Annotated in this window: 4 protein-coding genes and 1 pseudogene; 2 read left to right on the forward strand and 3 right to left on the reverse strand. The window is 65.1% G+C overall.

Translation table 11 applies throughout. The features are described 5' to 3' along the window. Positions 1-88: 88 nt before the first annotated feature. Complete coding sequence (locus GOC52_RS04345; RefSeq protein WP_191850709.1) at positions 89-10,975, forward strand: autotransporter-associated beta strand repeat-containing protein; 10,887 nt, start codon at positions 89-91, stop codon at positions 10,973-10,975. A gap of 57 nt (positions 10,976-11,032) precedes the next feature. Here the strand turns inward: GOC52_RS04345 and GOC52_RS04350 are convergent, their stop codons facing one another. Beyond that, on the reverse strand, positions 11,033-11,467 hold the full coding sequence (locus GOC52_RS04350) for a GNAT family N-acetyltransferase (RefSeq protein WP_010483855.1): 435 nt from the start codon (positions 11,465-11,467) through the stop codon (positions 11,033-11,035). Between GOC52_RS04350 and GOC52_RS04355 the strand changes: the two are divergent. Continuing rightward, a pseudogene (locus tag GOC52_RS04355) lies at positions 11,466-12,356 on the forward strand (phage portal protein); the annotation flags it as partial. The gene GOC52_RS04350 and the pseudogene GOC52_RS04355 overlap by 2 nt on opposite strands. Before the next feature lie 126 nt (positions 12,357-12,482). Here the strand turns inward: GOC52_RS04355 and GOC52_RS04360 are convergent. Continuing rightward, complete coding sequence (locus GOC52_RS04360) at positions 12,483-12,815, reverse strand: hypothetical protein (RefSeq protein WP_019659511.1); 333 nt, start codon at positions 12,813-12,815, stop codon at positions 12,483-12,485. Positions 12,816-12,823: 8 nt separating this feature from the next. Next, complete coding sequence (locus GOC52_RS20655) at positions 12,824-13,834, reverse strand: RHS repeat-associated core domain-containing protein (RefSeq protein ID WP_197576537.1); 1,011 nt, start codon at positions 13,832-13,834, stop codon at positions 12,824-12,826. Positions 13,835-14,281 lie beyond the last annotated feature (447 nt).

Raw genomic sequence — 14,281 nt, forward strand, 5'->3', positions numbered from 1 at the left:
TGTTCCCGTATCGGGAGCCGGGATGGGCCGCATCGTCTTCAAAAAACCTGCCCGCAGTGCCATCCGGTCTTTTCATGGAGATTTACCGATGAACCGCATTTACCGTCTGGTTTTCAATCGTGCCCTCGGCGTAATGCAGGTTGCCTCGGAGGTCGCCCAGAATCCCGGCGGAAGTGCGATTACCGCGAAGCGGCCACCGCGATTGCGGGCGCATCAGCTGGCGGTCGCACTGGCAGCCACCTTGGCCAGCGGTTCGGCGTTCGCAGCGTGCACCGGCACAACGACGATCATCTGCGACAACACCCCCAACCCCACCAATTACAACAACCCCGCATCTGGCATCACGCTGCAGGTCAACTCCGGTGCAACGATGCGCTCATCTGCGACCTTGGGCGGCAATGCGGTGACACTGGGGGGCAGCAATGTCACGGTCAACAACAGCGGGCTGATTGATCCCAGCACGCTGCTGCTCGCTTCGGATGGACTGGTGGTCGGCAACAGCTCGGCCAGCGCGATCACTGTCAACAACAACAGTGGCGGCACGATCAACGGTGTATTCAATATCGCTACCTTGCTGGGTTTCGGCGGCCAGGCCATCGTGGCGCAGAATGGGGGCGGTGGCTCTCCCGGCCAGGTCACCACCATTACCAACAATGGCACGATTGGCGTGTCACTGATCGGCCTTGGCAATGTCGTTGATGCGACTTCGGTGGTGACCTATGGCGGGGCAGCCGCCAATGTGACGAATACTGGCAGCATCACCGGGCGGGTGGGATTGGGCTCTTCGTCGGGCAATACCTTCCTCAATGCGGGAACGGTCAACGGCAGCGTGCACCTGGGCGATTCGACCGGTGGTAATACCTTTACCGCCGTGGCCGGATCCACGGTCTCCGCCGGTGGCAGTCTTATCGGGGCCGGCGTGCTCACGGGCGTAACCGGGGTCAAGGTTGCAGCGGCGGGCACTGTCAACGCAGGCGCCGGTACTGGTGCCGCCAGCAATATGCTTGTACTGCAGGACAACGCAAGCAACAACGGCCCGCTATCGAGCATCGGCTGGACCAACTACATCGGCTTCCAGAAGCTGACCGTCAACAGCGGCACCTGGAACCTGCAGGGACCGTGGTCGGGTACCGGTGCGGTGACCCTCAATGGCGGTCTGGCCAACTTCAATGATCCAGGCGCGTTCGGCTTGGGCACAATCACCAGTGCCGGCGGCAGCATCGCGGCGAGCACGGCGGGGCTGACCCTCGCCAACAATTTCTCCCTCGGCAGCGGCCTTGGGCTATCCCTCGGTGGCAGCAACCCCTTCAGTCTGGGGGGCGTGTTGTCCGGTGGGGGTAGCCTCACCGTCACTAATACCGGTGTGGTGACACTGGGCGGTGCAAACCTGTTCAGTGGCGGCGTCAACCTCAATGCCGGTGGCCTGGTGCTGGGCAATGCCGGTGCGCTCGGTAGCGGCAACCTGACCGTTGGTGGCAGCGCCTCGCTGGATACGACGGCGGGCTTCAACCTGGGCAACAACCTGGTGGTCAATGGCGGGGGCTCGCTGAACCTGCTGGGCAGCAATGCGCTGACATTGAGTGGCTCGATTTCCGGTGCCGGCAACGTGACCAAGAACGGTGCCGGCACGCTGACCTTGAATGGCGCCAATTCGCTGACCGGCAGCTTCAACCTGGCTGGCGGCGCATTGGCGCTGGGCGCGGGTGGCAGCCTGTCGCCCACCGGTGCGATCACGCTGGGCGTTGGTACCAGCCTGGATCTTTCAGCGGCGACCAACCAGACCATCGGCTCGCTGGCCGGCCTCGGCGGTTCGGTCAATCTCGGCAGCCACACGCTGACCCTCGGTGGAGTGGGCGATACCAGTTATGCCGGCACGTTCGCCGCAGGCACCGGTGGTCTGATCAAGCTGGGTTCCGGCGTACAGACCCTGTCCGGTGTCAATAACCTCAGCGGCGGCGTCGCGCTCAACGGCGGTGGCCTGCTGCTGGGCAACAACGCCGCGTTGGGCAGCGGCACGCTGTCTATCGGCGGCAATGCCACGCTGGATGGCACGACCGGGTTGGCGTTGACCAATGCCGTCGACCTCGGTGCCGGCGCCAGCCTGAATCTGCTTGGCGGGCAGGCGCTCACGTTCAACGGGGTGATCGGTGGCGCCGGCGGCTTGATCAAGGATGGTGCATCGTCACTGACCCTCAACGGCGCCAATACGTTCGGCGGTGGTCTGGCGCTCAATGCGGGCAGCCTGGTGCTGGGCAACGGCGGTGCACTGGGAGCAGGGGCACTGAACGTCGGCGGTGCGGTATCGCTCGACGCCAGCACCGGGCTTACCGTGGGCAATGGCATCACACTGGGCGCCAGTGGTTCGCTCAATGTGCTGGGCTCGAACGCGCTGACGCTGGGGGGTGTCATTGGCGGGGCCGGCAGCCTGGTCAAGAACGGCGCTGCCACGCTGACGCTGGGCGGCGCGAACACGTTCACCGGTGGGCTGGCGGTGAATGCCGGAACGGTGTCATTGACCAGTGGTGGCAGCCTGGCGGCGACCGGCGCGGTCAGCCTGGCCGGCGCGGGCAGCACACTGGATATCTCGCTGGGGGGCAACCAGACCATCGGCGCACTGTCCGGCATCGCTGGCAGCACGGTGACGTTGGGCAGCAGCACGCTGACCTTCGGTGATGCCACCAACCAGACCTTCGCCGGCGTGATCGGCGGCACCGGTGGCCTGATCAAGCAGGGCAGTGGCGTGCAGACGCTGACCGGCGCCAACACCTTCAGTGGTGGGCTGAATCTTGCGGCCGGCGGCCTGGTGCTGGGCAACGCCGGCGCGCTGGGAAGCGGTGCGCTGACGGTCAGTGGCAACGGTTCGCTGGACACCACTGCAGCACTCAACCTGGGCAATGCGATCAACCTTGGCGCGGCATTGACCCTGCCGGGCAGCCAGAACCTGACCCTGGCCGGCAACATCACCGGCACCGGCAGCCTGGTCAAGAACGGTGCGTCGCTGCTGACGTTGAACGGCAACAACACGTTCAGTGGTGGACTGAGCGCAAACGCCGGAAGTCTGCTGCTGGGCAACAACGGTGCGCTGGGTACCGGGGCGCTCAGCGTCGGCGGGAGTGTTTCGCTGGACGGCAGTGCCCCGCTGAGCCTGGTCAATGATGTCGCGCTCGGCGGTGGTGCGCTGCTGACGCTGCCGGGCACACAGGCGATTACTCTGGGCGGCGTGGTTTCCGGCGCAGGTGGCCTGGTGAAGAACGGTGCCAGCTTATTGACCCTCAACGGCGCAAATACCTTCAATGGTGGGCTGACGCTCAACGGTGGTGGCCTGCTGCTGGGCAATGCCGGTGCACTCGGCACGGGCGCACTGAATGTCGGCGCAAGCGCGACGCTGGACAGCAGTGTGGCGCTTAGCCTGGGCAATGCGGTGAATCTGGGCGGAGGCACGGTACTGAACCTGCTTGGCACGGAGAATGTAACGCTGGGCGGTGTCATCGCCGGAACCGGCGAACTGGTCAAGAACGGCGCTTCGACGCTGACCTTGAATGGTCCCAACACCTTCTCCGGTGGTGTCGGCCTCAATGCCGGTGTGCTGCGGCTGGGCAATGCCGGCGCACTGGGCACCGGCGCACTGGATGTGGGTGGCAACGCGTCGCTGGATGCCAGCGCCGCACTGAACCTGGGCAACAGCATCGGCCTGGCAGCAGGTGCCAATCTGACCGTGCTGGGCAGCAACGACCTGACGCTGGGTGGGCCGGTGTTCGGCGCCGGTGGATTGATCAAGGACGGTGCGGCACGGTTGACCCTGAGCGGTGCCAACCTCTATGCCGGCGGCACCACCATCAACAACGGCACGCTGGCGCTGGGGGCCGGTGGCAGCCTGGCGGCGGGCGGCGATGTGACGCTCGGCAATGCCGGCGCGGGCTTTGACATTTCCGCGGCCGGCGGCAACCAGACCATCGCTGCGTTGAACGGCGTGGCCGGAACCGCGCTGACACTGGGCGGCAATTCGCTGACCTTCGGCAGCAATGCCAACGCCACCTTTGATGGCGTGATCAGCGGCACTGGCGGGCTGGTCAAAACCGGTACTGGCATCCAGACGCTGTCCGGTGCCAACACCTTCAGCGGTGGCCTGGCGCTCAATGGCGGTGGGCTGGTGCTGGGCAACGCCGGTGCGCTGGGGACCGGCGCGCTCGGTGTGGGTGGCACCGTCAGCCTCGACAACACGGTGGCACTGAACCTTGCCAACGCGGTGAACTTCGGCGCCGGCACGCAGCTGACTCTGGGCGGCGGCAGTGACCTCACCCTGGGCGGCGTGCTTAGCGGCAATGGCAGCCTGATCAAGAACGGTGCAGGCCTGCTGACGCTCAACAACACCAATACTTTCGGTGGTGGCTTGACCTTGAACGGCGGTGGCCTGGTGGTCGGCGCGAATGATGCGCTGGGTACCGGCACGCTGGCGGTGAATGCCAGCACCACCCTGGATGCGGGCGCTGCGGTGACGCTGGGCAACGCCGTGAACCTGGGATCGGGCGTGGCACTGACCCTGCCGGGCAGCAACGCGCTGACCCTGGGCGGCATCGTGGCCGGCAATGGCAGCCTGATCAAGAATGGTGCCACCACGCTGACGCTGTCCGGTGCCAATACCTACTCCGGCGGTACCACCATCAACGCCGGTACGCTGGCGCTGGGCATGGGCGGCAGTCTTGCCGCAGCGGGTGATATCACGCTGGGCGCAGGTGCTGGCTTCGATATCTCCGGTGCCGGCAGCAGCCAGACCATCGGCGCGCTCAACGGTGCGGGCGGAAGCACGCTGACACTGGGCGGCAATTCGTTGACCTTCGGCACGACCGGCAATGCCGCGTTCGACGGCGTGATCAGTGGCGGTGGCGGTCTGATCAAGGTGGGCGCGGGCGTACAGACGTTGTCCGGCGCCAACACCTTTAGCGGCGGCGTGACACTCAACGCAGGCGGGCTGGTCCTGGGCAATGACGCGGCGCTGGGTACCGGTGCATTGACCGTCGGCGGTGCCGCCACGCTGGATACAACCGGCTTGGCAACGCTGGCCAACAACATCGCGCTCAATGCCGGGTTGACCGTGCTCGGCAGCAATGCGCTGACGCTCAACGGTGTTCTTTCCGGGGCCGGCAGCCTCACCAAGAATGGCGGCGCAACGCTGACCTTGAATGGCATCAACACGTATACCGGTGGTACCAACATCAACGCCGGCACGCTGGCGCTGGGGGCCGGTGCAAGCCTGTCAGCGAGCGGTACTGTGAACCTCGCCACCGGCGCCACGCTGGATCTGTCTGCCGGCAGTGGCACGCAGCAGTTCGGCACGCTGGTCGGCAACGGCACGGTGAACCTCGGCGCCAACTCGATCGAAGTTGGCGGTGCCACCAATGGCACCTTCAGTGGTTCGATCGCAGGCACGGGTGGGCTGACCAAGGTGGGGGCAGGCATCGAGACGTTGACCGGTGCCAACACCTACACCGGCGGCACCTTCATCAACGCCGGCACGCTGGCGATTGGTCCGGGCGGCAGCCTGGCCGCGACCGGCGCGGTGACGCTGAGCGCTGCAGGCGCCGGCTTCGATATCTCCACCGCAGGGGCCAACCAGACCATCGGGTCGTTGAACGGCGTGGCCGGCTCGACGGTGAGCCTGGGGGCACGGACACTGACACTCGATGGTGTGGGCAACAGCCTCTTCGATGGCGCGATTTCCGGCACCGGTGGCCTGGTCAAGAATGGCGCCGGCATCCTCACGCTGGGCGGCGCCAATCTGTTCAGTGGTGGCGTTGCACTCAACGGCGGTGGACTGGTGGTCGGCAACAACGCTGCGCTCGGCAGCGGTGCGTTGACGGTCGGAAGCAACGCGACACTGGATGCATCGACCGGCGTCAACCTGGCCAACAACATCAACCTCGCTTCGGGTGCCAATCTCGACCTGCTCGGCAGCCAGGCGCTGACACTGGGCGGTGTGATTTCCGGCACGGGCGGGCTGATCAAGGACGGTGCGGCCACCGTAACCCTGAGCGGTGCCAACACCTACACCGGGGGTACCACCATCAACAGTGGCACGCTGGCGATCGGTGCCGGTGGCAGCCTCGCCGCAACCGGCGCGGTGAACCTGGCCGGCACCGGCACGCTCGACATCTCGGCGGGCAACCAGGCCATCGGTTCGCTGGCCGGCGTGGCCGGCAGCACGGTGGCACTGGGCGGCAGCACGCTGACCCTGGGTGGTACCGTGGACAGCACTTTCAACGGTGCGATCAGCGGCAATGGCGGCCTGATCAAGAACGGCGCAGGCGTGCAGACGCTCAATGGCGCCAGCACCTTCAGCGGTGGCGTGGCGCTCAACGCGGGTGGCCTGGTGGTCGGCAACAACGCTGCGCTGGGCACCGGTGCGGTGACGGTTGGAGGCGCGGCTACGCTCGATTCGAACTCCGCGGTGACGCTGGCCAACAACTTCATCCTCAACAACGGATTGACCGTACTCGGCAGCAACAACCTCACCCTCAACGGCAACCTGAGTGGTACCGGCAGCCTGACCAAGGAGGGAGCAGCGACGCTGACCTTGAACGGCACCAATACCTATACCGGTGGCACCAACATCAACGCCGGTACGTTGGCACTGGGCGCCGGCGCGAGCCTGCACGCCAGTGGCATCGTCAACCTGGCCTCGGGTGCGACCTTCGATCTGTCGGCGGGTAGCGGTACGCAGCAGTTCGGTACCCTGATCGGCAGCGGTACGGTGAATCTGGGCGCGAACACGCTTACGATCGGAGGCGCTACCAATGGCACCTTCAGTGGTTCGGTGGCGGGCACCGGCGGCCTGGTCAAGGAAGGTTCGGGCACCCAGACGTTGACCGGCACCAATACCTTCACCGGTGGCACCACCATCAACGCTGGTACGCTGGCGATCGGCGCCGGTGGCAGCCTGGCTGCCACGGGTGCGGTGAATCTGGCCAACGCCGGTACCGCCTTTGACATCAGCGCGGGTGGCCCGCAGGCCATCGGCTCGCTGGCAGGCGTGGCCGGCAGCACCGTGGCGCTGGGTGGCAGCACGCTGACACTCAATGGCGTGGGCAACACTACGTTTGCTGGTGACATCACCGGCACCGGCGGCCTGGTGAAGAACGGCGCTGGGATCCAAGGCCTGACCGGCAGCAATACCTTCAGTGGCGGCGTGGCACTCAACGCCGGTGGCCTTGCCTTGGGCAACAACGGTGCACTGGGAACCGGCACGCTGACCGTGGGCGGCAATGCCAGCCTGGACGGCACCACCGCGCTGACCCTGGCCAACACCGTGCAGCTGGCCAGCGGCACGCTGACCCTGGCCGGCAGCAACGCGCTGACCTTGAACGGCCCGATCAGCGGTGCTGGCGGCCTGCTGAAGGATGGCGCAGCAACGGTCACCCTGGGCGGTGCCAGCACATATACCGGCACCACCACCATCAACAGCGGCACGCTGGCGGTGGCGGCCGGTGGCAGCCTGTCCGGTGCCAGCACGGTGAACCTGGCCGGCGCCGGCACGTTGGACATCAGTGCCGGTGGCAGCCAGAGCATCGGAGGCCTGGCCGGCGTGACCGGATCCGGCGTGGTGCTGGGCGGTGCGACCCTGACCACCGGCGGCAACAACGGCAGCACCACCTTCGGCGGTGTGCTCAGTGGCACCGGCGGTCTGGTGCAGAGCGGTACCGGCACGCTGACCCTGAGCGGCGACAACGTCTATACCGGTGGCACCACCATCAACGGTGGTAGCACGCTGCAGATCGGCAACGGTGGCAGCACCGGTTCGGTGCTGGGCGACATCACCAACAATGGCAGCCTGGTCTACAACCTCGGTACCACGGCAACCGTGGGCGGCGTGGTCAGCGGCAGCGGCGGCCTCACCCAGGCTGGCAGCGGCACACTGGTGTTGACCGGCAACAACACCTACACCGGCGGTACCACCATCAATGCCGGAGGCACGCTGCAGGTCGGCAATGGCGGTGCGACCGGTGCGATCGTCGGTGACATCACCAACAACGGTGTGCTGGTGTCCAACGTGGCCGGCAACACCACGCTGGGCGGCACCATCAGCGGTACCGGTGGCCTGACCCAGGCCGGTGCCGGCACGCTGACCCTGACCGGCAACAACACCTATACCGGCGGCACCACCATCAATACCGGTGGCACGCTGCAGGTGGGCAATGGCGGTGCGACCGGCGCGATCACCGGCAACGTCGCCAACAACGGCAGCCTGGTGTTCAATGTCGGTGGCAACACCACGGTCGGCGGTGCGATCAGTGGCACTGGCGCGCTGACCCAGGCCGGTGCTGGCGTGCTGACCCTGGTCGGCAACAACAGCTACACCGGCGGCACCACCATCAATGCGGGTGGCACGCTGCAGGTCGGCAACGGCGGCGCCACAGGTTCGATTGCCGGTGACATCACCAACAATGGTGCGTTGATTTCCAACGTGGCCGGCAATACCGCGCTGGGCGGCACCATCAGCGGTACGGGTGGCCTGACCCAAGCGGGCAGTGGGTCGCTGGTGCTGACCGGCACCAACACCTACACCGGCGGTACCACCATCAATGCCGGTGGCACGCTGCAGCTTGGCAACGGCGGTGCGACCGGCTCGATCGTGGGCGACGTCACCAACAACGGCACGCTGGTGTCCAACGTGGCGGGCAACACCACGCTGGGCGGCACCATCAGCGGCAGCGGCGGCCTGACCCAGGCCGGCAGCGGCACGCTGACCGTGACCGGCAACAACACCTATACCGGCCCGACCACCATCACTGCCGGTGGCACCCTGCAGGTGGGCAATGGCGGCGCGACCGGTGCGATTGGCGGCAGCGTCACCAACAACGGCAGCCTGGTGTTCAACGTGGGTGGCAACACCACCGTCGGCGGCGCCATCAGCGGCAGCGGTGGCCTGATCCAGGCCGGCAGCGGCACGCTGATTCTGGGCGGCAACAACACCTATACCGGCGGCACCACCATCAGCACCGGCGGCACGCTGCAGGTTGGCAACGGCGGCGCGAGCGGATCTATTGCCGGCAACGTCAGCAACAACGGCAGCCTGGTGTTCAACGTAGGTGGCAACACCACCGTTGGCGGCACCATCAGTGGCAGCGGTGGCCTGACCCAAGCCGGCAACGGCACCATCACGCTGACCGGCAACAACACCTACACCGGCGGCACCACCATCAATGCAGGTGGCACGGTGCAGGTCGGCAACGGCGGGGCCAGCGGTTCGGTCACCGGCAACATCACCAACAATGGTGGCCTGATCATCAACACCGGTGGCACCACCTCGCTGGGCGGCACCATCAGTGGTGGTGGCAGCATCGTGCAGGCCGGCCCGGGTGGCCTGAACCTGGGTGGCAACAGCGGTGGCTTCAGCGGTACCGGCCAGGTCACCGGCGGTGGCCTGAATGTCACCGGCAACATCGGCGGCCAGTGGACCATCGGCAGCGGCACCACGCTGTCCGGCACCGGCACTATCGGTGGCGCCGGCGGTGGTGTGACGGTGTCCAGCGGCGGCGTGCTGTCGCCGGGCAATGGTCCGGGCAACGGCAGCGGTGCGGGCAATGGCACCGGCACGATCACGGTGGGGGGCAACCTGACCCTGTCGCCGGGCAGCACGCTGGGCATCGATCTGGGTGCCACCGGCAGCGACACGGTGCAGGTGGGCGGCAGTGCCAACGTGGCTGGGAGCACCGTGCAGGTGAACACCATCTCGCCGAGCACCAGCTACCAGCAGGGCCAGCAGTACACCGTGGTCAACGCGGGCGGTGGGGTGAGCGGGCAGTTCGCCTCGGCCACCACGCCGTCGGCCTTCCTGACCATCACCCCGGTCTACACCGCGAACACGGCCAACCTGCAGATCGACGTGGCGCAGACCGCGGCATTCACCACGGCGGCGAAGACGCGCAACCAGTACAACACCGCCGCAGCGCTGGACAGCCTGCCGCAGAGTGGTTCGGCACTGGGCCTGTACAACACGCTGCTGATGTATGACGCGGGTACCGCGCGCGCTGCCTTCGACCAGCTGTCCGGTGAAGTGCATGCGGCCAGCCGCGCGGTGCTGCTGTACGACAATTACCTGGAAGAGGGTATCCGCCAGCGCCTGGGCAGTGAGCTGCCGACCGTGCGTGGTGAGCGTGCTTCGGCGTGGCTGGCCGGCAGTGGCAAGGTGTTCCGCCAGGACGGTGACGGCAATGGCGATGACATCCGCTCCAACCGCAATGCGCTGATGGCGGGCGTGGACTGGCAGCTGGGCGAGCACGTGGTGCTGGGTGCGGCCGCAGGCAACGAGCGGCTGGATACGCGCCTGTACGATCGCAGTTCGCGAGCCCGCCTGCGTGGCAACACGTTCGGCCTGTATGCACAGGGCCAGTGGAACAACGGCTTCGCGGTTGGGGGCAGCGTATCGCGCGGCGACTACCGTACGCGCACCACGCGTGAGGTGCCGCTGCTGGGCCAGACCTTGTACAGCCGCCAGGACTCGGACGTGACCATCGCGCAGGTGGAGGGCAGCTGGACCTGGACACATGGCACGACCCAGCTGCAGCCGTACGTGCAGTTCACCAAGCACTGGGTCGACAGCGATCGCGCAGTAGAGCAGGGTGGCACTGCTGCACTGGAGCTGGAAGGCGGCAAGGACACGCTCAATGTCAGCACCGTGGGCGTGCGTGGACGTTGGGATGTGGGCAGCGGCGAGCGCTTCCCGGCACAGCTGACGGTCGGCCTCGGCTGGCAGCACGCCTCGGGTGACACCGATGTGGCCAGCCGCAACCGCTTCGCCGTCGGTGGCAACGCGTTCGACGTCTACAGCGCGGTGATGGCACGCAATGCGCTGGTCAGTCAGGTGGGCGTGGCGGTTGGGCTCGGCCGCAACAGCCAGCTGTCGATGTTCGTGCAGGGCCAGCACGGCGATGGCCGCCGTGATGTTGGCGGGCAGATCAACCTGCGCGTAGGCTTCTGAGGGGAGCGGGCCAGCGGTAGATCCACGCACTGCGTGGATGGGGCCGGGGCGGGAGCGCTAGAGCTCCCGCTCCATTTCCACGGCGTCGATCCCGGCGCCGTGGCCATCGGGCACGATCCGCGTCACCTGGAAGCCCAGCCCGGCATAGAAGCCCTGGGTGTGCTGGCTGGTACTGAGCGCGATGCGCTTGATCGAGGGATCCGCTTCAGCCTGGCGCAGGCGTGCCAGTGCCAGTTCGCGGCCCAGTCCATGCCGGTGCAGCGCGCGCTGGACCATCCCCCAGCAGAAACCGGCACTGCCGTCGCCGCGTCGCGACAGGCCGCCACAGGCCACGATGCTGCCATCGCGCTCGATGACCTGGAATGCACAGTCCGTGGCCTGTTCGCGCAGGAAGCGTTCAAAGTCACTGCGCTCTTCGGGCGCGAAGTAGGTGGGTACGTTGCTGTCGAAAATCGACAGGCAGGCGCTGGCATCGGTGGGGCGGTAGAGCAACGGTCGCCATTACGAACCACCGATCACCCTCAGTGGCCTGTCGCGCACCACGCGCTCCAATCCGTTCCTGCACAGTGGCCTGATCTTCAAGCGCAACATGCTAGTGCGCACCTTCATGCCGCATCGCTTGCTGGACCGCACCGCGTTCTCGCAGCTGGCCTTGGATTACCTGGTGTTCGGCATGGCCTACCTGGGGCGGCAACTCTCGCACTCCGGGCGGCTGTTGCAGCTGCACCCGCTGATGGCGCAGTACATACGCCGTGGCGTGGATCCAAGTGTGTTCTTCCAGGTGCGAGCTGGGCGGGCCGAGCATGAACTTGCACCTGGCTCGGTGCACCAGCTGCGCGAGGCCGATACCGATCAGGAAATCTACGGGTTGCCGGAGTGGTTGGCAGTCGTGCAGTCGGCGCTGCTCAATGAATCGGCCACGTTGTTCCGCCGTAGGTACTACACCAACGGCTCGCACGCCGGGTTCATCCTCTACATGACCGACCCGCAGCCGGAGGGCATGGATGTGGACGCCCTGCGGCAGGCGCTGCGAGACTCGCGTGGGCCGGGCAATTTCCGCAACTTGTTCGTGCATTCGCCCAACGGCAAGAAGGACGGGTTGCAGCTGATCCCGATCAGCGAAGTGGCGGCCAAGGATGAGTTCACCGGCATCAAGCGTGTGACCCGTGATGACATCCTGGCCGCGCTGCGCATCCCACCGCAGCTGCTGGGTATCGTCCCGCAGAATGCGGGCGGATTCGGCTCGATTCGGGATGCGGCCACCGTGTGGGCGTCGATGGAACTGGCTCCCCTGCAATCGCGCATGGCCATGGTCAACGAATGGATCGGTGAGGAGGTCATCACTTTTGCCCCCTTCGAAATAGAACGTTCAACGAACTAAATGCCTACCCCTGCAGGGGCGAGGTCAAGCTACTGCTTCATTCGAAACAGGGGCGACAGGGAGAAGGTCAATACCTGTCGCCCTTGGGGGGTGATCCCAGTGCGAGTAGCGGCGGCTGCATCGAACTTAGTTCCAGATCACGATAGTTCCATCTGGACTATTCAACTGCATCGCCTCTGGGCCAGAGTAGCCATCTTCACTTAAGTCGACTGTGAGTGTGACCCCTCTAGAAAACTGCGCAACCATTGTCTCGTGATCGAACCGGCAATCCTCCAGCACCAAGCTCAGCGTTGAGCGCGGAGGATTCTCCGCAATGCCATCGCTAAGGAGGCTGAAAGAGTTGTAGATATGCAGCTCCCAGCCATCGTGCGTACCTATCGTGGCCATGCCATCTTCAATCCCCAGTGTCACATTTTTTCCGATCAATGGCCGGAGAGCTTCCGCCTGGTGCTCGATCATGTTCAGGCCTATCTGACTGGGAAGTGAGACTTCGAATTAGGTAGCGTTTTCCCGGAGAGCGGATCTACGCCTTGCTTTCCAGCATTCTCGTACTTGATATAGCCAGCTGGATATCCAGGACTGTTTCCCCTGGGAGGGGTTGGGTCCATCATCCGCATGGTGGCGACTTGCCCATTACTGCCTCCGGCACCCCCAGTAAATGCGACACCGGTCTGTTTTCCTGCGGGGTTGATGACCGGAGTTGGTCCGCTCGCCCCTGTGGGTACCGGAAATGCTGTTCCGTTCGACGAGACGACATAGCTCGGGCCAGAAGGTGTCGCCGGGGCAGCGGCAGGAGTTGGCGCAGTGGGCGCTGCAGGTGCTGGTGCTGGCAGGGCCAGTGGTTGCGCCGAATTAATGGAGCCAGACATTGCCGATGCAGCAGCAGGCCCAACAACTGGCGTCGCGCGCACAATCGCTGTTGTTACCGCAAGTGCTGCGGGGCCGAACGTATCATATGCAGAGGGTGAGCTCGCTACCGAGTCGGCATGTCTCTCCGCCGCCCGTTCCTGGCGGCCATCAGGATCGACGAATCTGTAGGGATTGCCCGCAGCGTATCGATAGCGGTTGAAGGCGGAGCCCGGTTTGTCGTTTGGTGAGACGGGATCTACAGAGAGAAAGAGCCCTAGTTGGGGATCGTAGTAGCGCTGCTGCATGTAGCTCAGCCCCGTGGCAGCATCGCTCACGTGCCCCGTGTAGCCAGGCCCATCCGTAACCGGTCCGTCCACGACACCCCCGTAGGGCTCATAGTCGTACCGTTTGATCACGTTGCCGCTTTCATCGGTTTCGGCAACGACCGAGCCAAGGGCGTCGGTGTGGATGTAAGTGACCGTCTGAGCAGTTGCGATTAGCGGCAGTGCCAAGCCAACCAACATCAGCCAGCAGAGCCAGGCGCCGACGACGCTCAGCTTGCCGAAATACGTTCTCATGCCCTTTCGGCGGGCCGACGCGCGGCACGCAATTCTCTCAAGCCATTCCATCCTTCCAATCCCTGAAAGAGCCTTCCAGCAAGGCATTGCCTTCATATCACAGTCCCCGTCGGCGTGACGACCGAAGTCGGCGCCAGGGGCGGGCGGGCAAGTCTTCGAGCTGGCGTCGCGGTGGGTAGGCTGTAACACCGGTAACACCTGTGTTACACCGTGGCCGCGTTCGGTGCGAATAGCGTAACCATTTGATTATAGTTGCATATTTGACTGCCGTAACACCTGCCACACTTGTAACACCGAAAAACATCAATGTTGGAAACTGTTGCTGGATTGGGGGTGTCAATCAGAAGGCAGAGGTGGCTGGAAAGCGCTGTGCCACAAGGAACTCCAAGGAACCTGTTGGCAAAACTGGCAGTGCGATGCTCGCCACACGTTTTCTGTTTCAGACCCTCAATTCATAGCCTTCCTGAAACACTGTCAGTAGTGGGAGTTTTCTTCTTG

The sequence above is a fragment of the Stenotrophomonas sp. SXG-1 genome, assembly GCF_014083965.1.
Taxonomy (GTDB): Bacteria; Pseudomonadota; Gammaproteobacteria; order Xanthomonadales; family Xanthomonadaceae; genus Stenotrophomonas; species Stenotrophomonas geniculata.